A 20,644-nucleotide genomic window follows, 5' to 3' on the forward strand; every position below is an offset into this window, starting at 1 on the left:
TCCTCGATAAATTCATGGGTTGTGACCATCCCGCGGTACGGAACGGTCTTGGCCGCAGACCTCCTCCAAGGCCCGCATCCTCATCTTGCATTCACTTCCGAAATCCGGGCTCAGGCACCCGAATTGCGGCTATCAGCTGAGCCTCCTGCCTTCGCTGTCGAAGGCCAGCATTTCGGGCACCCTCAAAGAGAGGCTGATCTTTTCCTTGGGCTGCGGGCGGCTGTCTCGGCACTCGACCGTCATTTCCGCGCCACTCGCAGTCAGTATGTGCAGATAGCCGGTGCCGCCGAGCTCCTCGGTGAACTCGGCCACGGCCGCAAGCGTCACAGTGCCTTCGCCCGCCCCGAGCCCGATATGCTCCGGACGGACGCCGACATAAACGCAGGTGCCGGCAGCAACACCCGTACGCGTCGGCAGATCGAACGGCTGGCCGGGCGCGTCTTCAAGCTCGACCCGCAAAAAGCCTTGCCCCGCGTTTACGACTTTTGCCTTCAGAAAGTTCATACCCGGCGAGCCGATGAAGCCTGCGACGAACATGTTTTGCGGATCGCGATAGAGCTCAAGCGGCGCGCCGACCTGCTGGACGACGCCTCCTTTCAGCACGACGATCTTGTCGGCAAGCGTCATCGCCTCGACCTGGTCATGCGTGACATAGACCATGGTCGCGCCGATTTGCCGGTGCAGGCGGGCGATCTCCATGCGCATCTTTACGCGCAATTCGGCGTCAAGATTGGACAGCGGCTCATCAAAAAGGAAGACGCGCGGCTCGCGCACGATCGCCCGGCCGATCGCCACGCGCTGGCGCTGGCCGCCGGAAAGCTGGCTTGGCTTGTGATCCAGATAGTCACCGAGACGCAGAATGTCCGCCGCCGCCTTGACCTTCTGCCGGATCTCCGCTTTCGGCCGACGAGCGATCGACAGGCTGAACGCCATGTTTTCGAAAACGGACAGATGCGGATAAAGCGCATAGGACTGGAAGACCATCGCCACGCCGCGCTTGGAGGCTTCCCTGTGCGTCACGTCGTCGTTTTCGATGCGGATTTGTCCGCCGCTCGTCTCCTCCAGCCCTGCAATCATTCTGAGCAACGTCGACTTTCCGCAGCCCGAGGGACCGACAAAAACCGCGAACTCGCTCTGTTCGATCTCGATATCGACGCCATGAATGACCTTGAACGAGCCGAACGACTTGCTGACATTCGTCAGCTTGATACCAGACATGCATCCTCCCGATTGTCGTTTTCATCGGAGCGGCTCCTGCGCCGCCCCGATGGCAATCAGTTCACGCCGAAGCGACAGACAGCAGAATGAAATGATAGGATTTTGCCGGCAGGGCCCCGATGAGCGCACCCTCGTCGGTGATGGAAAGACCTGTGCCCGGCCTTGGGACGATGCGCTCCTGGTTCTCGACCGCGTTCCTGGCTTTCAGATCCTCGCCCGTCATGACGTGATGCTGCACGATCTTGAGACCCTTAAAGCCTTGCAGGTCGACGCTGAGGTCCATCGCCTCGTCGAGGCTGCGGTTGATCGCAAAGAGCGCTATGGTCTTGCCATCGTCGTGCAGCACCGCCGACAGATCGAGATAGGGCACGTCCTGCGCGACCTCGCAGTCGTAAGTCGGGCCGGATGACGACACCGTCAGCGCGGTGCCGCGACCGTATTTCGAGGCAAATTGCAGCGGATAATAAATCGACTGGCGCCATGCCGGACCGCCGGCCTTGGTGAGGATCGGCGCAATCACATTGACGAGCTGCGCCATGCAGGCGATCTTGACCCGGTCGGAGCGGCGGATGAAGACATTGATCAGCGAAGCGACGAAAATCGCATCCTCGAGATTATAGAGTTCTTCGAGGAGCGGCGGCGCTTCCGGCCAATCCCAGCTCGCGATACGCTCACCGTCTTCCTTGCGGTCGTGATACCAGACGTTCCATTCGTCGAAGCAGATCTTCACGTCGCGCTTCGACCGCTTCTTCGCCTTGATGTAGTCGATGACGCCGCCGATGGTGACGATGTAGCGATCGAGCTCGATCGCCTTGGCATAATAGTTCAGCGTGTCGTTTTCTTCGTTGCCGAAGTACTTGTGCAGCGAAATGTAGTCGACGCTGTCATAGCTCGCATCGAGAACCGTCGCCTCCCATTCGGGATAACTCTTCATCTTGTCGTTGGACGAGCCGCAGACAACCGTCTCCAGGGTCTTGTCGAAATATTTGAAGGCCTTGCTGACTTCGTTGGCGAGGTGGCCGTACTCGGCAGCACTCTTGTGGCCGACCTGCCAGGGACCGTCCATCTCGTTTCCGAGGCACCAGATACGGACATTGTGCGGGTTCTTGTAACCGTGCTTGGCGCGCAGGTCGCTCCAGTAGGTTCCGCCCGGATGATTGCAATATTCGAGGAAGTTGCGGGCATCGTTCAGGCCGCGCGAGCCGAGGTTCATGGCAAGCATCATCTCGGTGTTGGCAAGCTTCGACCAGTCGGCGAATTCGTTGATGCCCACTTGGTTCGTTTCACGTGTTCGCCACGCAAGATCAAGCCGGGTGGGACGCTGGTCCCGCGGGCCGATACCGTCTTCCCAATGATAGGCCGAGACGAAATTGCCACCCGGATAACGCACGATCGGCATGTCGAGATCGCGCACCATATCAAGAACATCGGTTCGAAAGCCGTCCTTGTCCGCCTTCGCATGGCCCGGTTCGTAGATCCCGGTGTAAACGGCGCGGCCCATGTGCTCAAGGAAGGAGCCGTAGACCCGCTTGTCGACGGTCGAAATCGTGAATTCCCGGTTGAGGGTGGCTTTTGCCCGCATGAATCTTCCTCGTTCATTGAATTTGATTTTTCCGCAAGCTAGACTCGGAAATTTTTTATTTCAAGTATTTTGTTTTATATCAAAAAATCAGTTTCATATGGCGGTCGTGTGCGATGGGCGCAGGTATTTGGCGTGATCCTTAACGCTGATTCCAGTATGTGTTGTGCCTTGCTTTATCCTGGCCACCTGCGCATTTGAGCTTCGCATTCGGTCGTCATCGACCGGCCTTGATCCACTTGGAGGATCGCTGCCCTGGCGTGACATTGACCGCAGAAGCTGCGATTATGAGCGCCAGATCGGGTGAACCGTCACCAGGACAATCCGAGGGAAGGATCTCTTTTCACGTTCGCGTCGTTTCCTCTTCGAGGACTTCTTTGGCGGCGGGACGGCGGCGTGTCGGCGGCTATGGAACAGCGATCGTCAACCAGGAAATAACCGTGACCTCGACGAAGCCACCCGGGAACGGACCCCAAGCCGGAAACGATCACCGACCGGCGAATTTTCCCCTCCTCGTGCTCGGAGCCCTCGGCGTCGTCTACGGCGATATCGGCACAAGCCCGATTTATGCATTCCGCGAAGCCCTGACGGTCTCCGGTCAGGTGTCAGGAATGGTCGATGGCAAGCAAATTCTCGGTTTGCTTTCCCTGATCGTCTGGGCATTGACCGCCATCGTCGCCATCAAATACGTCGGCTTCGTCTTGAAAGCCGACAACAAAGGAGAAGGCGGCACACTTTCACTGATGTCGCTCGCTCGAGAGAGCCTTGAAGGCAGGCCGGTTTGGGTCCTTGTGCTTGGCATTGTCGGCGCGTCGCTGTTTCTGGGCGATGCAATAATAACGCCTGCGATATCGGTATTATCGGCCGTCGAGGGCCTCGAGGTGGTCGCCCCACAGCTTTCGCATTGGGTCGTCCCGACCACGGTTGCCATCATAACGGTACTGTTTCTCGTTCAACGGTTCGGGACCGGCGGTGTCGCATCGGTATTCGGTCCCGTCACCGCATTATGGTTTTTGACCCTTGGCGTCTCCGGCCTTGCGCACATCCTCCAACAGCCCTTGATCCTCTCGGCCATCAATCCACTTCACGCCATACAATTTCTCGGCACGCATGCTGGAATTTCGGTGCCGGTTCTGGGTGCAGTGTTCCTGGCGGTAACCGGCGCAGAGGCGCTCTATGTGGATCTTGGGCATTTCGGGCGCAAGCCGATCGTCTTTGCCTGGTTCGCGCTGGTGTTTCCAAGCCTGCTTTTGAACTATTTCGGTCAGGGCGCATATGTCCTCAGCCATCCTGAGGACATCGAACATCCTTTTTTTGCAATGCAGCCCGAATGGGCGCAGTTTCCTGTGGTCGTTCTCGCCACCGCTGCAACCGTCATTGCCAGCCAAGCGGTCATATCGGGGGCATATTCCCTTATTCGCCAAGCGATGCATCTCAATCTTCTGCCGCGCTTCAGCATCCGCCATACCTCGGAAACTCAGGCCGGACAGATCTACATGCCCCAGATCAATGCCTTGTTGTTCGTCGCCGTCATCGCATTGGTGATCACATTTCGAAATTCCAGCGGTCTGTCCGCCGCCTACGGCATCGCCGTCACCGGTGAGATGCTCATTACCGCTATTTTGCTTTTCGTCGTCGCGCGACGCGTCTGGAGATGGCGACGGACACTTGCATTAATGGTAATCGCTCCGCTGATCTTGATCGACACCAGCTTCTTCGTCGCCAACGTCGCAAAGTTCGGACAAGGCGGCTGGGTTCCCGTCGCCGTGGCCCTCACCGCCGCGTTCTTGATGCAAACCTGGATTTCCGGGCGTCGCTTGCTGACAATTAGAACGAGGGCAGACGAGGTCCCCCTCACGATGATCATTGACAATCTGACAAGAAAAAGGCCATCAACCGTGCCGGGAACTGCAGTGTTTCTGACAAGTGACGTCGAAGGTGCGCCTACTGCTCTCTTGCATAGCATGAAGCACTACAAGGTGCTGCACGAGCACAATATCATCCTCAGCGTTCTCACGTCCCCGTCACCTTATGTTGCCGATGACGAGAAAATCTTCCTTGAGGGCCTGCATCCCCTTTTCAGCCGCATCGTCATCACCTTTGGTTATATGGAGACCCCCAACATTCCCCGCGCCCTTATCCTGGCGCGCAAGCTCGGCCTGAAATTCGATATCATGTCGACGACCTTTTTCCTGTCGCGCAGGACGATCTTGCCGTCCGAGAAAGGCGGCATGCCGCTGTGGCAGGATCGGGTGTTCATCGCACTCGCGCACAATGCCAGCAACGCAACCGAGTATTTCCGGCTGCCGACCGGGCGTGTCGTCGAACTCGGCATCCAGGTGACGATATGATTGGCTACAAAGGCGAATAACGTCAGACAGTTCGCCCGGTCGACATCAAAGAGCCGTCAGCGGCAATGGTCGGACTTGTTTTCGGCTTTATCCCGCAATGGGCGGTTCCAGATTGCCGCCAGAGTCTTGAGATACGAGCAGGGCTTGCTTCTGGCAAAATGACCGGCGCTCTAAAGCTTCGGCGTCAGCATCTCGAAGCGGTCGCGGACGGTGGAGCAGAGGTCGCCGCCAAGGCGGGCGATCGCATCGACTGCTCCCGGTTCAACATGAAAACGCTCCGGATCGACAACCCCGTCACGATAGTGCGCAAAGACGATTTCACCGAGGATAACCTGGCGCGACTTGCCAAGCTCCAGCGTCACATGCCTGCGGCATTCGAAGGCGGCAGGAGCCTCCGCAATCCACGGCGAACCGACCTTTTCTCCGGGCATGGCCGTCAGACCCGCCTCCTTCAGTTCGTCGACACCGCGCGGATACTTCGCTCCGCAGACATGCATCGCCTCGGCGATTGAAAACGAGACGATATTGACGGTGAAAACCTCGGTCATGCGGATATTGCGGGCGGTATCCTTGAAGGACATGTCCGGATGGTTCTCGACGCCCAGCGCCAGGATCGGCGGATCGGCCGAAAGGCAATTGAAGAAGGAAAAGGGTGCGGCATTGATGCGGCCATCCTCATCCACCGTCGTCACCAGCGCGATCGGACGCGGAATGATCGTGCCGATCATCAGCTTGTAGCGCTCGCGCTCGCTCAATGCCGTAAAGTCGAAGGAGATGCTCATCTCAGCTTGGCGTCCCCATCGGCGCAAATCTGCTCATCGCGCCCGTGAAGGCCTTGGGAAGCGGCGAGGCATAGGAGCCGCGCTTGCTGGTCGAAAGCCCGAGCGATACCAGCGCTTCGGCCTGCTTCACGGCCGCGGCAACGCCATCGACGACCGGAACACCATAGATCTCCTGCAAATCACGCGCGAGATCGGTCATGCCCGCACAGCCGAGCACGATTGCTTCTGCACCATCCTCGGAAAGGGCCTTTTCGATTTCAGCCCGAAGCTTTCCGATGGCACCAGAGGCCTCGTTTTCGAGTTCGAGCACCGGGATGTCGCACGCCCTTACCTTCGCCCGGCCGCCCATGCCGTAGCGGCGGACAAGATTGTCGATGAGCACGCGGGAGCGTTCCAGCGTTGTAACGACCGTGAAGCGTTGCGCCAGGAAGCCGGCCGTCGCTACCGCAGATTCGCAAAGGCCGAGCACCGGCACGTCGGCAAAGGCGCGCGCCGCATCAAGGCCGGTGTCGTCGAAGCAGGCGACGACCGCCGCGTCATAGCCGGCCCCCTGGCGCTCCTTCAGCTCCATCAGCAGTCCCGGGATTGCCAGCGCCCCGTCATAATGGCCTTCGATCGAAACCGGTCCCATCGGGGACGTGGCAGCGATGATGTCCGTTCCCGTTGCAGCGACGGCGCGTGCGGCGATAGCAGCCTTTTCCGTCATCGAGGCCGTCGTGTTGGGGTTTACCAGCAATATGCGCATGTCATTTGATCTTTGCCTGCCGCCGGCTGAGCATCATCATGATGCCGAGCGCGACGAGGATAATGGTGAAGGAGAAGAGCGTCGTCACCGTTCCGAGTGCATAAAGCACGGGCGTCGTGACATTCGTCGTCATGCCGTAGATTTCGAGCGGCAGGGTGTTGTAGGTGCCCGACGTCATCAGCGTGCGGGCGAATTCGTCATAGGAGAGCGTGAAGCCGAACAGGCCGACGCCGATCAGGCTCGGCAGGATCATCGGCAAAACGACGTGCCGGAAGGTCTGCCATGAGCTTGCGCCGAGATCGCGCGCCGCTTCCTCATAGGCCGGAGAGAAGCGGTTGAAGACGGCAAACATGATCAGCACGCCGAACGGCAGCGTCCAGGTGAGGTGCGCCCCGAAAGCCGAGGAATACCAGGCAGGCTTCAGACCGCCCTGCTGGAAGACGACGCCGATGCCGAGCGAAATGATGATCGAGGGAACAACGAGGCTCGCAACGGTCGCATAAAACAGTGCCGTCGAGCCCCGGAATTTCCGGCGGAAGGCAAGACCTGCGAGCAGCGAGACGGCGACGGTGACGATCATCACCATCAGGCCGAGCGTAAAGGACCGTTTGAAGGATGCGCCGAAGTCGCCAACGGCCTGCTTTTCGAAAAGGTTGAAGAACCAGTGAACCGAAACCCCGTTCAGCGGGAAGGTCAGACCACCGTCCGGCCCCTGGAACGACAGGATCAGCACCGCCGAGAGCGGGCCGTAGAGAAAAACCACAAAGACGGCGAAAAAGGCCGCGAGCACATAGAATTCGACGCTTCGCTTTTCATGGTTCATCTCAAAGCTCCTTGCGGATGTCGACGACGCGCAGGATGGCGGCGACCATCAACAGCACGACGACCAGAAGCACGACAGCGTTGGCGGCAGCGGCCGGATACTGCAGCAGCGACATCTGGTTTTTCATCATCAATGCGACCGAAGCGCTCTGGCCGCCGGACATGACCTGCACGGTCGAAAAATCCGCCATCACCAGGGTCACGACGAAGATCGTACCGATCGCCATGCCGGGTTTTGCAAGCGGGATGACGACATTCCAGAGGATTTGCCAGCCACTGGCACCGGCATCGCGCGCCGCCTCGAAGAGCGAGCGGTCGATGCGCATCAGCGTGTTGAAGATCGGCGTCACCATGAAGAGCGTATAAAGGTGCACCATGGCGAGTACGACGGCGAAATCGGAATAGAGCAACCACTCGATCGGCTGCGGAATGAGACCCATCTCAATCAGCGTCGTATTGACGAGCCCATTGCGGCCGAGCACCGGAATCCACGAGATCATGCGGATGATGTTCGACGTCATGAAGGGGACGGTGCAGACAAGGAAGAGGATCATCTGCGTCGAGGTCTTGCGGATATGGAAAGCCAGGAAATAGGCGACCCAAAAGCCGATGAGGAGCGTCAGCGCCCAGACGATGACGGTGAATTTGAGCGTGTTAAGGTAGATCTTCCAGGTGACCCATGATCCGAGCGTCTCGGTATAATTCATGGTGAGGAAGGCGGGATAGAGCCCCGCAAAGTCGTAATCCCAGAAGCTCACGACCGCGATCATCGCAATCGGCAGCAGGAAGAACAAACCGAGGATCAGAAAGAGCGGCAGGGCCTGGAGATAGGAAATCGCAGCCAGCGGCACGCGAAAGCCGCCACGTCGAACGCGCTCAGCCTTCTCACTGGGTTGTGCGGAAGCAATCGTTGCCATCTGCCATCCTCTTAGACATTCGCGGAAGCCAAATTGGAAGGGATCCGAAAGACCCCTTCCCAGCCCTCGCGCAGAAGGAGGGCGTTTCTGACGCAACCTCTCCGGTCCGCTCCACCTGTCTGGAGCGTTGAGGAGACGAACGCGGCGAGCAGCTTATGCAGCGATGAACTCGTTCCAGCGGCGGACCATGTAGCGGTCTTCGTCCATGACGGAGTTCCAGCAGGCAACAGCGCCCATGCGGGCCTCGAAGGAGCCGCCATCGCGGACGGCGCCGGCCTTCTCCATGACCTTGCCTTCCGGCGAGAGAATATCGCCCTGCGCCGGCTTGCCCTCGATCCAGTAGCCCCATTCGTCGGCTGACATGAAGCCCTTGGCGGTTTCCATGCAGGCCGAGTAGTAGCCCTGGCGGTTGAGATAGCCGCCGACCCAGCCGGACGTGTACCAGTTGATGTACTCGTAGGCGGCGTCGAGCTGAGCGCCCTTGAGGTGCGAGGCAAGGCCGAGACCGCCGCCCCATGCGCGGTAGCCTTCCTTGAGCGGCTGGTACTTGCAGGAAATGCCCTTGGAACGGACAGCGGCAACGGCCGGCGACCACATGGACTGGATGACGACCTCGCCCGACGCCATCAGGTTGACCGACTCGTCGAAGCTCTTCCAGAAGGCGCGGAACTGGCCTTCGCTCTTTGCCTTGATCAGGAATTCGATCGTCTTGTCGATCTCTTCCTTGGTCATGTTGCCCTTGTCGGCATATTTGATGTTGCCCATGGCTTCCATGATCATCGCCGCATCCATGATGCCGATCGAGGGGATGTTCAGGATCGAGGTCTTGCCCTTGAATTTCGGATCCATGATGTCGGCCCAAGTGGTGATCTCGCGGCCGACGAGATCCGGACGGATGCCCAGGGTGTCGGCGTTGTAAATGGTCGGAACCATCGTCATCCACTTCGTCGGCTCCTTGGCGAAGGACTTGGATTCGGCGCCTTCGACGAAGCCGACCGTATGCGGTGCGGTACCCTGCGCAATGACGCTGTCTGGCTTCATCTTGCCGTTGATGAAGAGCGGCACGATCTTGTCGAAATATTTCAGCTTCGACGTATCCATCGGCTGGAGGACGCCGGTCGGAAAGACTTTCTTGGCAATCCAGTATTCGATGTCGGCGATGTCATAGCTGTCCGGCTGGGTGACGGCACGCTGCGCAGCAGCGTCCGAGTCCGTTGCCGTCATCTCAAGCGTGATGCCGAGGTCCTTCTTGCACTGTTCGGCGATCGCATTGATGTTGGAAACGCCCGTGCCGAACTGGCGAAGCGTGATGCTGGACTGCGCCCAAATCGTCGGAAAGCCGGTGATCAGGCCTGAGCCGGCGGCTGCGCCGATGGCCGCAGCGCCCGTCTTCAAAAGCGAACGGCGGGAAATGCCCTTCTCAGTCTTGGTTGTCTTCGTTTCAGTCGTCATGTCAGTTCCCCTTTTTTGATTGCGAAATTCATGGACGGCCGAGGAGGACGGCATCCTCCAGGGTCCAACTCAAAGACACCGCATCGCCGATCGATACGGGTTTGGCGAAGTAATCGCCGTCGCTCGCGATGACCGTGAAGTCGTCACTGCCCGCGCCGACTGCGGTGATCTTCACCGAAGCGCCGCGATATTCGATGTTGGAAACCACGCCGTGGAAGCCGAGCGTCTTTTCCGCCGGCCGTTCGAGGCGGACGCGATCGGTGCGGATGCCGATATCGACAGGATCGCCCACCTTCCTGCCCTCACCACGCACGGAAAATGTCTGGCCTTCCGGCACCTTGAGGGTGATCACGCCGCCTTCGGCAGACACGACACGACCAGATAGAACGTTGTGGTCGCCCATGAAACGGGCGACGAAAGCCGTGGCCGGCCGTTCGAAGAGCTGGCGCGGTGCTGCCGCCTGTTCGATCTTGCCCTCATTCATGACGACAATCATGTCAGCAAGCGCCATCGCCTCTTCCTGGCTATGCGTCACATGGACGAAGGTGATGCCAAGCGTCTTTTGGAGCTTCTTGAGCTCCGCGCGCATCCGGATCTTCAAGAACGGGTCGAGGGCCGACAAAGGCTCGTCAAGCAAGAGCGCTTCCGGATCGGTGATCAGCGCGCGCGCCAGCGCCACACGCTGCTGCTGGCCACCCGAAAGCTGCGCCGGACGCCTGCTCGCGTAGGCTTCCATCTGCATCAGCTTCAGCATCTCCAGCGCCTTGGCCCGGCGCTCGTCCTTGCCGACCCCCTTCATCTTCAGGCTGAAGGCGACATTGTCGATAAGGTCCAGATGCGGAAAGAGTGCATAAGACTGAAACATCATCGCCGTGCCGCGCTTGGCGGGAGGAAAGTCGGTCACAACCGTATTGCCGAGGCGGATATCGCCCGTCGAGATGCTTTCATGGCCAGCGATCATGCGAAGCGTCGAGGTCTTGCCGCAGCCGGATGGGCCGAGGAAGCAGCAATATGATCCAGCCGGAATCTTCAAGCTGATGGCATGCACAGCAGTCGTCGCGCCATAAACCTTCGAAACGGATGCTATATCGATTTCCGCCGCTTTCGACATCATGTCTTCCCCTGTTCGAGAAAGATCAATGCATCCGCCGTGCCAGTTTCGTCGCCAGCGTCAAACCCGAAGAATCACTGGGCTTTTTGGAACATCCAAGGGGCGCGCCCAACTGGGTCTTTCATCGACCTGCACAGGAAATAGGCTTTTGTCTGCAATTTATGCAGATAATCGTATACAATTTGGACTGTATTTTGCTCGCAAATTCCATTTAACTTTTCTTCCGAAGCTGTCTATCATCGGGGCGATAATCAGGTATCCGATTTCATGAAGTCCACCTCTGACGCCGTTCTTTCGGCAGATGATTCAGCCGAGACAAGCACGCAGCAAATTCGTGATGCCATCCGCGATGCGATCGTCGAGCGGCGCCTTTCTCCCGGTACGAAACTTTCCGAAGCCGATGTCGGAAATCTCTTCAACGTCAGCCGCACGCTTGCCCGCGCCGCGCTCCAGGCTCTGTCCTATGAGGGCCTCGTCAGCGTCGAGAAGAACCGTGGCGCCTTCGTCGCCTATCCGTCCCCGGACGAAGCCCGTCAGATTTTCGCTGCCCGCCGGCTCGTGGAGCCCGGAATCCTGCGCGAAGCGGCCGCGCGCATTACACCTTCGCAAATCCAGCATCTGAGGCAGCTTCTATTGGAAGAGGGCCGTCTGATGAGCGAGCGCGGCCAATCAGCGCGACGCGCGGAAATCAAGGCCTCCGGCGATTTTCACTTAATGCTCGCACAGATTTCCGGCAATGCCATCATGCAGCGCTTCATGGAAGAGCTCGTCGCCCGCTCCTCGCTTGTCATCGCGCTCTACGGTCAGTCGACCGTATCGAGCTGCGGCCACACAGAGCACGGCGATATCGTTGCGGCTATTGAACACGACGATCTCGATACCGCCTGCCGCCTGATGGTGCACCATATTTCCCATATCGAAGCCGATCTGGATCTGCGCGAACGCAAAAGCTTCGGATTGAAGGAGGCGTTTGCGATCTAGGATCCAGCCAGCTTGGCGGACGAAGGCCATTACCGGCTGTCGGAGCATCGCCAACTCGGTTTCATTGCCGTGGTCTATCGGCGAAATGAGACATGCCAAATTCCGCCGCTTTCTGGTTGGATCTCCTGGCTTCGTCGAGCCAGAACGGAAACAACGACGCCTCGTGGAACAGGCCCGGCACGACGTCGAGCCGCACATCGACATTTGCAGCCTTCAGCTTTTCGAAAAGACGCTGGACATCCCCCCGCAAAGCCTCCTTTTCGCCGACCTGCAGCAGGGTCGGAGGAAAACCTGAATAATCGCTGTTTATCGGCGAGACCGTTTGAAGCGAGGGACTACCCTTCCCCGCATACTCCTTCCCCACCTGTTGCAGCCATTCGCGGCTGACGGAAACCTCGTCTTCGCCATGCGCCGGAACCCCCGCACCCCCAAAATCGGCAACCGGGCTGATAGCGATCACGGCAGCGGGCTTCTCGCCGTTCGTGGCGATCTGGCGAAGGGACATTTGAAGCGCCAAGGTTCCGCCGACGGAGTCTCCGATTACCACAATGTTTGCCGCCTCGTAGCCGGATTCAAGGAGCCAGCGAAATGCGGTGACGGAATCGTCGACCTGCCTCGGAAAGCGGTACTGAGGCAAAAGCCGATATTCGATCAGCAGCACATCGGCAGACGAGGCCTTCGCGAACGACGCGGCGATGTTGCGATGACTACGCAAGGAGCCGGCATAAAAGCCTCCACCGTGGAGATAGAGGATCGCCCGCTTGCCAAGCGGGTGGTGGAGGCGAGCGGGCCAGATCAACTCGCCGTCAACGCCATCGGCATCGACCTGGCGTATCTGCACCCGGGTTGGCTCAGGCGTGGCCCTCATCGCCTCCTCGAAGCGCAGCCTCCGATCGCGAAAATCACTCCTGCGGTCCAGAAGCCGCGCGATGATTTCCTTGGCGCGCGATCGCGGGTCCGACTTTGTTGCGCTGGCGTCGTCGGCACGGGCAATGTCGATCGGTGATGATACCAGGAGCAAGCATGCCATCGCCCTGCCAGCCAAACCGGTTTTTGATCGCAATGGCATGAAACTCCTCTCGATCCTCGCCTCGCCTGAATATCAGTGATCCGGCCAAGACTGTAGCGGCAATTGCTATCGTGTAAAGAAAGGGAAGCAGTTGCCAGGCTTATTTGTCCAGGGCCCGCCGCAACGCTCGGCAACACGCCGGCGTCGGGAAAATCTTCGCAAAGCCGACACCTGGCCACGGCCAATACCGGTGGCTGTTTGGCCGATGCAATGATCTGCGCCGGATTGACGAACTGCGACGCGATCACAAGAAAAGCGTCGTGATCATATGGACGACAGCCATGACATTGATCGATTGGGTGGCGCGAGAACACCGGAGTCGCAATGGCTGATCGCCAACCAGGAAACGGGCTTGAAGCGCCAAGGGTAAGTTACTTTGGCAAAAAAGGGTAAGCTTTTGACCCAAAAAGGTAAGTTATCGTGGCCATTGGCCTCTGAAACGACACGCACGATGGCGAAGTTGATGTTCATGCCGACGAGGAACCGGCGGCTACTCGCTGCGGGCCGTCGCTCGATGACGCTGGGACCGCGCCAGTTCGACAAACCGGCGCTTGACCTCCTCGAACAGTGCCGGCGGCAGAGGGCCGCAATAGCCGCTTTCATTCTCCGACGGCCTGATATCTGGCCCTGGCCAGACAAAGCGGTTGCTCTCCGTCAACACGATCCACGAGCGTTCGTCATCCAATCCAAGGCGCCGCTTGGTGGCTGCCGGAATCTCGATTGCTTCTTCGGGTTTGGACGGCGGAGAGTGCGTCACTGGCAAAACGCGCACCACCGGAGTTCCGTCCTCCAGGGCCGCAACGATGGCCAGAACGAGCGCCGGACTATCCTTGTCACCCTCTTCCCGTCCTTCAAGATGCTGCCAGTACCAGAGATAGGAATAGCGGAAGATCCAGCCGACCTTTGGTTTCAGTCGGCAGCATGCTTGCCCGTCGTCAGCTCGGCATTAAGATGATCGGAACCCGGTTCCATTTCGGCTTGCTCGACCGCAGCAATATCAGCATCGCTCAACACCGTTGTCGCCTCGACGCGACGGTCACGCCTGGCCAAACGCATATAATCTTCATAGGCGATCAACACGGTCCGCGGACGCCCGTTCTTGGTGATAATGACCGGCTCACGCACGGCGGCATCCTGATAGGCACCGAAATTCTTCGATACGGCTGCAGCAGTCACGGTCGATGTCATGGCGCATATCCTATTTTCCGTAAAATACGGGATTTCCGGACTTTATTCAACAATCCATCAAAAAGGCACCAAACATCGCGAATAAAATCCCCGTCCGACTGCGTTCTGCTCAAACGCGCCGAGGAGCTCGATGCCATCCTGCCGCTGGATCGCCGTGACCAGTTGGCGGGGCTCTTGACCGACGATGACGCCGCCACGCTGAAGCATCTTGCCAACGAAGGCATGGGCGAGAACACGTTGCGTGCGCTCGCTTCCGACCTCGCCTATCACGAAGCCCGGTGCCAGTTTGCCACCGGTTCCCCCTGGCCGGCCCCTCAATCGCTGCTTCTGAAATTCGTCGTCGCCGATCATCCTGTGGGATCCGGAAAAGCGCGTCACTACACCTTCGAAGTATAAACCTTCACGCGCGTAAACGCCCGCGGCGCCAGCATCAGTCGCCGATGGTGCAGAGCGGGCTCTCCCGTCCAAAGGCGTCGCGCGCCCGCACGGCATAGCGCACGCCCGATTGCGGCGATACATGCAAGTAGGCCGTCGAGATCAGAGGAACGGGATTGACCTTCTCGAAGATCTTTCCATCGGTGCTGGTCAAAACGTCGTAGAAAATGCCCGGACGGGCATCGCCTGCGGCCCAAAACAGCATCCGTTGCGGCCGCTCTCCAAGACCGCGATAGCGCCTCGCCGTCAGCCCGGTCGGAGCGGACGGCGCCGCACCCGTGTCGGGCACCACCAGTATCTGCGTGAGGGAGGGCAATGGCACGTCAAGGTCGAGACTGATCCGGCCGTCCTGCGCGTCGACGATACTGATCGGGTGCAAAAGCGCAGGTTCCTGGGCTCGCCGCAATTCGGCAAACTGATCGGCGGTGGGCTCGCGCGGCGCGCCGACCGGCTCCCACGGACCGCGCGGATTGCTTTCGTCGCGCTGCGCCTCCCACACTTCCATGGGATTGGTAAACTCATCGTCGATGCGCAGCAGGCAAACGCCATGACGGCCCGGCTCCAGTCCGTCGATTTGAAGCCGCACCGACGTGCGGCCGGACTGTGTGATTGCATCGACGGAGTGGATCAGCGCGATCGAGGCGCCGCCATCGGCAAGTTTTGTAGGCAGGATGGCCAGTCCGTCTATATCCGGATCGAGTTTCGGATATGCTGTCGCCTCGCAGAGTGTATCGCCCAGCGTTGCCAGCAGTTCGAGCGACGTCAGGCCGGGCTTTTTGATCTGCTCGAAAGGCGGGGCGGCGTCGACGTCAGTTGCCAGCGTGCTAAGATCGGTCTTGTGCTCCCATTGCGCCCGCCGAAAATTGCGGGGTCCGAAGTAAGCAAAGATCGTTCTCTGCCCCCAGCCGCCGATGAAGGCGTGATCGTTGCTCAGAAACGTGAAGTCGGCCGCCTTGGGCGCGATGATGCGGCGCTCGTGCTGCTCGATGATCTTGCCGATGATGGCGGCATAATAGGCCCTTCCGTGCCACGAGTGTTGGTCGGACCAACCAAGCTGCGGATCGCATTCATCATTGACGATCGGCAATTCAGCGAGCCGTGGATGATGCTGCCTCAAATAGTCGACGACGAGCAGCGTGCGGTCGATGATGCCGTTGCTGTTGGGCGTCAGATCCTCGATGCTGCCGTTGACGCCCTTTTCATGGATGGAAATGAAGTCGATCCGCGGCGGGCCGTCGTTGGTCAGGCAGCTCACGCCTTTATCGCAGTGCGCAACGATGGCGCGAAAGATCGGCGAGAGCGTGCGCGCGGTCCCGGGACCGCCCATCGGCAAGGCGCGATCGACGGCGTCGAGCCCGGCGACGCAGGCATCGTAGTAGTTTGTGTAGCCCCTCTCACCGTAGGTCCACCAGCCGGAGTCCGCCTCATTGGTCGTCTCGAAAAACCAGCTGCGAAGCTCCTCCATGCCATAGCGCCCGGCATAACGGTCCGCCACCGCCGTGACCAGGTCGCGCCACGCCTTGACCTGGTCGATGTTCTCATAGTCGGTAAAGATGCCGGATGGATTGCCCATCAACTCGAAGAACGGTTTGAGCCGATGCTCGACCATCACGTCGAGAGCGCGGTCGAGCAGCGACCAGTCATATCTGGGGTTTGCAATGCCTCCGATCACCGTCAGCAGGTTGAGCAGATAGTGAATGCGTAGATAGCGGACGCCTTCATGCGGTACGCCGCCGAGATAGGCGACCATCTGGCGCATTTCCGGCTCCAGCAGCAGTTCTGCGGGAGAAAAGCCCGTGCCGCGCCAGAAGCGTTTGAAAGGACGCACCGGCTTACTCACGTCAACATTTATCTGTGTGCGCTGGCGCATTCGCGCAATCTCCTTGGTTGATCGAAGAGGCTATTTGAACTTGGCGCGCATTGCGTCGATGCCTGGAATGACCCCGGTCAGATGCTCATGCTTCGGGTCGAAGCGTTGGATAAGGCCGCGTCGGTGCTTGCCGACAAGGATGGTGAAGATATAGCTGCGGTGTCCGGGCGAGGTGACCGTCGGATGATAACCGCGGTCGAGCAGGAACGTATCGCCGCTGCGGGTCATGAATGTCTCGACCGGCCCGTGCTCCTCATAGACGATCTGTCCACCGAAACCGGTCTCCGGCCAGAAACGGTAATGGTAGAGCTCTTCGTGACGACTTTCGACATCGCCGCACTCGGTGTCGTGCTTGTGGGGCGGGTAGCCTGACCAGCAGCCATCGCCGGCGTAGAGTTCGCTCACCAGGAGATGACCGCAGCGCCCGTTCTGGCGTTGGCCGAGCAGATGGGCTATGCGGCGCTGACTATGCGTCTCCGAGGAGCCGACATTGACCGCGTCGACCTCTTCAGGCGTGACGCGGAAAGCTGCATAGCGCCTCTCGCAGATCCCACCGGCGACGGCGATCTCGACACTCTCGCTTATTGCCGTGACGACGACCTCCGCATCGACGGGCGCATAAACGGAATCCGCGTCACCTGACCAGATGTCGGCGCGTTGGCCGACTGCTTCGAAGCGAATGCCGTCGACTTCGATGTCGACCCTGCCCGAGAGCACGACATAGAGGCTTTCATGCGCCGGCAGCCGCCTTCGCTCCTGACGGCCGGCGCAAAGCTTGAGAAGGTCGAAATAAATCAGCTCCAGGGTGGCCGACGATTGGTCGACGAGCGGACGGGCGCGGATCTCGCTAAGGGAAATGAGTTCGGGCATTCAATGCAACTCCGCAAGTGCGTGCTCGTCGAAGGGGGTGAGCTTCAAGGTTTCGGCGTGGTGGCAAGCGACGGAATGGCCATCCATCTTGACTGGCCGCAGTGGCGGTACGTGGCTCTTGCAGAGGTCTGTAACGTAGCGGCAGCGGGGGTGGAACGGACAGCCTGAAGGAGGGTTCGCCGGATCCGCCACTTCGCCGGCGAGCCGGATGCGGCGGCCTCGGCGGCGCAGCCGTGGATCCGGGATCGGAACGGCCGAAAGAAGGGCCTCGGTATAAGGGTGGCGAGGGCTGGCGAAAATGGCGTTGGTCGATGCCTTTTCCACGACCCTCCCCATATACATGACCGCGACGTTGTCGCAGATGTGACGAACGACCGAAAGGTCGTGCGCCACGAAGAGGTAGGTCAGCCCGAAACGCTCCTGCAGATCCTGCAGCAGGTTGATTGTCTGCGCCTGGACGCTCACGTCCAGAGCCGAGACAGCCTCGTCGGCGATCACCAGACGCGGTTCGGGCGCCAGCGCGCGGGCGATGCTGATGCGCTGCCTTTCTCCGCCCGAAAAGGCGTGCGGATAGCGGCGCATGAATTCGGGTCGAAGTCCGACGCTGCGCAGCAGCTCGGCGACCCGATCCACCAGTTCCGAGCCGGTTGCGATCCCATTCACCTTCAGCACCTCGCCGATGATGTCGATGACACGCATGCGCGGGTTAAGGGAGGATTGCGGATCCTGGAAGACGACGCGGATATCGCGGTGGATCTCTTTCAGCCCCGGTCCGGACAATGTCGCAAGATCGATGGGCGCACCGCTGCGCCCGGTATAGACGATCTCGCCTGCCGTCGGGCGGTAAACACGCAGGATGGTGCGTGCGAGCGTCGACTTTCCGCAACCGGATTCGCCGACGATGCCCAGCGTCTCGCCGCTATCGACGCTGAGTGACACGCCGTCGACGGCCTTGATATGGCCGACGACACGCCGGAATGCACCTCGATGGATCGGGAAATGCATTTTGAGATTCTGCAATTGGAGCAGCGGGTCCTGTCGCCGGGGTGCGTCAGCCGTCATCGGGTCTCTCCGTGCAGGAGGCAGCTTGCAACGTGGCCTTTCGAAATCGTAACCGGCTCGGGAGCCTTTCGATCGCAAAGCCCTGCCACCGCCTTTGCGCAGCGCGGGTGAAAGCCGCATCCCTGAGGACGGTCTAAGGGCGAAGGCACCATGCCCTCGATGGTCGGGAGCCGCTTTGTCCCACCGGCATGCATCCGCGGAACCGATTGCAGGAGCGCCCTGGTGTAGGGATGTGCCGGCGCGTGGAAGATGGTGTCGACGTCGCCGGTCTCGACGACTTTGCCCAGATACATGACGACCACATCATCGGCGATCTCAGACACCACGCCGAGATCGTGGGTGACAAACAGCACCGAAAGATTGAAGTCGGCCTGCAGCGTCGAAAGCAGGTCGAGGATATTAGCCTGCGTCGTCACGTCAAGTGCCGTGGTCGGCTCGTCGGCGATCAGGAGCTTTGGGCGACAGGAAAGCGCAAGCGCAATACAGACGCGCTGGCGCATGCCGCCGGAAAATTGGAAAGCGTAGCTCTCCATACGCTCCGTCGGGCGGGGAATGCCGACAAGCGCCAACGTCTCGATCGCATGCTCTTTCGCTTCGCGTCGGCCCATGTTCAGATGCAGGCGAATGACTTCGATCATCTGATTGCCAATCGTGTGGACCGGCGAGAGTGCGGCCATCGGCTCCTGGCTGATCAGGGCGATCTGAGCGCCGCGGATCGCCCGCATTTCCTTGCCGCGTGGATCGAGCGCGACAATGTCCACCGGCGGCTTGCCGGCGTCTGGCCTGTAGCGGATTGCGCCGGACACGACGCGCCCGCCGCGTGGAACCTGGTTCAGAATCGAGCGCCCGGTAATGCTTTTGCCGGAGCCGGATTCGCCCACGACGCACACCGTCCTGCCGCGCGGGATCGAGAAAGACACACCGTCGACCGCCCGCACTAATCCCGCATTGCCGAAGAAATGGGTGTGGAGGTTGTCGACCTCGATCAGCAGGTCCGGCGCCGCGCTCCGGTCGGGCTCTTTAGCGGGCATGCGTTTAGTACTCATAGGGATCTGCAGCATCGCGTATTCCATCCCCAAGAAAGTTGAGCGCAAGGACCGTGATGATCACCGCCAGTCCGGGCAGGAACAACCATGGCGCGTTGGAGACAGCGAGGATGTTCTGCGCCTCCTGCAGCAAGACACCCCAGCTCACCACCGGAGGTCTGAGCCCAATGCCCAGGAAAGACAGCGCCGTCTCGGCCAGGATCATGGTGGGGATCGCCAGCGTCACCGAGGCGATGATATGGCTCATGAACGACGGCACCATATGTCGCCAGATGATGCGCATCTTGGAACAGCCGTCGAGCTGGGCGGCGATAACGAAGTCCTCAGACTTGAGCGACAGGAAGCGACCACGCACCACGCGTGCCATGTCAGTCCAGCCGATCAGCGACAGGATGACAGTGATCCAGAGGTAGACAACGATCGGGTCGGTGCTGATCGGAACGGCCGCCGCCAGCCCCATCCAGAGCGGGATGGTCGGTATCGACTTCAAAAGCTCGATGCCGCGCTGGATGACATCATCCACCCAACCGCCGTAGAGGCCCGATATGCCCCCTAAAAGAATGCCGAGGATCAGACTGATGGTGACGCCGATAAGGCCCACCGACATCGAGATACGGGTGCCATGGATGGTTCTGCTGAGCACGTCACGGCCCAGCCGGTCAGCACCAAAGAGGTAAAAGGGTTGGCCCGGTTCGAGCGGACCGATCAAGTGACGGTTCGTCTCGAACAGGCCCCAGAACCGGTAAGGCTCGCCCTTGACGAAAAAACCAACAGGGATGAGCGTGTTCGGATCGGGTTCGTAGATACGGCTGAGTGCAATCGGGTCGACCTTGGCGGAGTAGCCGTTCACATAGAGCATGTGGAACGCGCCGTTGGCGTCATAGCCCGCAAACCTGATTCGCTGCGGCGGGGCATAGGTGAAGCGTGGATCGTAAGCCTGCTCCGACATCGGCGCCAGGAACTCGGCGAAGGCGGCAATCAGATAGACGAGTACGATGACGGCGCCGGAAACCAAAGCCACCCGGTGTTGACAAAAGCGCCACCAGATCAACCGCCATTGCCCCGCAGAAGCGTTTGCGTTCTTGGCGGGCCGAATCTCGGGGATGGCCGTTGCCACGGTTTGATCGGCCATTGCGCTTGCCTCCT

General features: G+C 59.8%; 17 protein-coding genes and 2 pseudogenes. 3 read left to right on the forward strand and 16 right to left on the reverse strand.

Annotated elements, in window-relative coordinates; genetic code table 11:
• Positions 1-132: 132 nt before the first annotated feature.
• The gene (locus tag RGR602_RS34430; protein ID WP_040116343.1) at positions 133-1,218 is read right to left on the reverse strand and encodes an ABC transporter ATP-binding protein; all 1,086 of its coding nucleotides are present in this window, start codon (positions 1,216-1,218) and stop codon (positions 133-135) included.
• 61 nt (positions 1,219-1,279) lie between these two features.
• Positions 1,280-2,800, reverse strand: coding sequence for an arabinosylfuranosidase ArfA (gene arfA, locus RGR602_RS34435; protein ID WP_040116344.1), 1,521 nt, complete (start codon positions 2,798-2,800; stop codon positions 1,280-1,282).
• A gap of 512 nt (positions 2,801-3,312) precedes the next feature.
• Between arfA and RGR602_RS34440 the strand changes: the two genes are divergently transcribed.
• Positions 3,313-5,148 carry a potassium transporter Kup gene (locus RGR602_RS34440; RefSeq protein WP_223844168.1) on the forward strand — a complete coding sequence of 612 codons (1,836 nt, stop codon included), beginning with the start codon at positions 3,313-3,315 and terminating at the stop codon, positions 5,146-5,148.
• A gap of 170 nt (positions 5,149-5,318) precedes the next feature.
• On the opposite strand, the gene RGR602_RS34445 is transcribed toward RGR602_RS34440, so the two are convergent.
• From RGR602_RS34445 to RGR602_RS34470, 6 genes are all read right to left on the reverse strand, one after another.
• Positions 5,319-5,930, reverse strand: a complete 612-nt coding sequence (locus RGR602_RS34445; protein ID WP_040116345.1) for a flavin reductase family protein — start codon at positions 5,928-5,930, stop codon at positions 5,319-5,321.
• A gap of 1 nt (position 5,931) precedes the next feature.
• The gene (locus RGR602_RS34450) at positions 5,932-6,675 is read right to left on the reverse strand and encodes an aspartate/glutamate racemase family protein (RefSeq protein WP_040116346.1); all 744 of its coding nucleotides are present in this window, start codon (positions 6,673-6,675) and stop codon (positions 5,932-5,934) included.
• A gap of 1 nt (position 6,676) precedes the next feature.
• Positions 6,677-7,498, reverse strand: a complete 822-nt coding sequence (locus tag RGR602_RS34455; RefSeq protein ID WP_040116347.1) for an ABC transporter permease — start codon at positions 7,496-7,498, stop codon at positions 6,677-6,679.
• A gap of 1 nt (position 7,499) precedes the next feature.
• Positions 7,500-8,414 (reverse strand): ABC transporter permease, encoded by a 915-nt coding sequence (locus RGR602_RS34460; protein WP_040116348.1) that lies wholly within the window; start codon positions 8,412-8,414, stop codon positions 7,500-7,502.
• Between the two features lie 153 nt (positions 8,415-8,567).
• A complete protein-coding gene (locus RGR602_RS34465) occupies positions 8,568-9,866 on the reverse strand; it encodes an ABC transporter substrate-binding protein (RefSeq protein ID WP_040116747.1) in 1,299 nt (432 codons plus the stop codon).
• A gap of 28 nt (positions 9,867-9,894) precedes the next feature.
• Entirely contained in the window at positions 9,895-10,977 is a 1,083-nt protein-coding gene (locus RGR602_RS34470; protein WP_040116349.1) for an ABC transporter ATP-binding protein, read from the reverse strand.
• A 267-nt stretch (positions 10,978-11,244) separates the two neighbouring features.
• Between RGR602_RS34470 and RGR602_RS34475 the strand changes: the two genes are divergently transcribed.
• Positions 11,245-11,958: a GntR family transcriptional regulator gene (locus RGR602_RS34475; protein ID WP_040116350.1), complete on the forward strand. Its 714-nt coding sequence runs from the start codon at positions 11,245-11,247 to the stop codon at positions 11,956-11,958.
• Positions 11,959-12,019: 61 nt separating this feature from the next.
• Here the strand turns inward: RGR602_RS34475 and RGR602_RS34480 are convergent, their stop codons facing one another.
• The 3 genes and pseudogenes from RGR602_RS34480 to RGR602_RS34490 form a co-directional block, all read right to left on the reverse strand.
• On the reverse strand, positions 12,020-12,988 hold the full coding sequence (locus tag RGR602_RS34480; protein ID WP_052451903.1) for an alpha/beta hydrolase: 969 nt from the start codon (positions 12,986-12,988) through the stop codon (positions 12,020-12,022).
• 529 nt (positions 12,989-13,517) lie between these two features.
• Positions 13,518-13,950: pseudogene (locus RGR602_RS34485) on the reverse strand (plasmid maintenance toxin (PemK-like)).
• Positions 13,937-14,215 carry a type II toxin-antitoxin system Phd/YefM family antitoxin gene (locus RGR602_RS34490; protein WP_040116352.1) on the reverse strand — a complete coding sequence of 93 codons (279 nt, stop codon included), beginning with the start codon at positions 14,213-14,215 and terminating at the stop codon, positions 13,937-13,939. The pseudogene RGR602_RS34485 and the gene RGR602_RS34490 overlap by 14 nt, the downstream one beginning before the upstream one ends.
• An 81-nt stretch (positions 14,216-14,296) precedes the next feature.
• Here RGR602_RS34490 and RGR602_RS36800 point away from each other — a divergent pair.
• Positions 14,297-14,618, forward strand: a pseudogene (locus RGR602_RS36800) (integrase); the annotation flags it as partial.
• Between the two features lie 27 nt (positions 14,619-14,645).
• Here the strand turns inward: RGR602_RS36800 and RGR602_RS34500 are convergent.
• From RGR602_RS34500 to RGR602_RS34520, 5 genes are read right to left on the reverse strand one after another with little or no spacing between them, the layout of a single operon-like run.
• Positions 14,646-16,520 carry a GH39 family glycosyl hydrolase gene (locus RGR602_RS34500; RefSeq protein ID WP_040116354.1) on the reverse strand — a complete coding sequence of 625 codons (1,875 nt, stop codon included), beginning with the start codon at positions 16,518-16,520 and terminating at the stop codon, positions 14,646-14,648.
• A gap of 30 nt (positions 16,521-16,550) precedes the next feature.
• Positions 16,551-17,390, reverse strand: coding sequence for a 5-deoxy-glucuronate isomerase (locus RGR602_RS34505; RefSeq protein ID WP_040116355.1), 840 nt, complete (start codon positions 17,388-17,390; stop codon positions 16,551-16,553).
• The gene (locus RGR602_RS34510) at positions 17,391-18,452 is read right to left on the reverse strand and encodes an ABC transporter ATP-binding protein (RefSeq protein WP_040116356.1); all 1,062 of its coding nucleotides are present in this window, start codon (positions 18,450-18,452) and stop codon (positions 17,391-17,393) included.
• Positions 18,449-19,498, reverse strand: coding sequence for an ABC transporter ATP-binding protein (locus RGR602_RS34515; RefSeq protein ID WP_052451904.1), 1,050 nt, complete (start codon positions 19,496-19,498; stop codon positions 18,449-18,451). Before RGR602_RS34515 ends, RGR602_RS34510 begins: the two co-directional genes overlap by 4 nt.
• On the reverse strand, positions 19,488-20,630 hold the full coding sequence (locus RGR602_RS34520; protein ID WP_040116358.1) for an ABC transporter permease: 1,143 nt from the start codon (positions 20,628-20,630) through the stop codon (positions 19,488-19,490). Before RGR602_RS34520 ends, RGR602_RS34515 begins: the two co-directional genes overlap by 11 nt.
• Positions 20,631-20,644: the final 14 nt, after the last annotated feature.

Origin of the sequence: Rhizobium gallicum bv. gallicum R602sp, assembly GCF_000816845.1 — a bacterium.
Lineage (GTDB): Bacteria > Pseudomonadota > Alphaproteobacteria > Rhizobiales > Rhizobiaceae > Rhizobium > Rhizobium gallicum.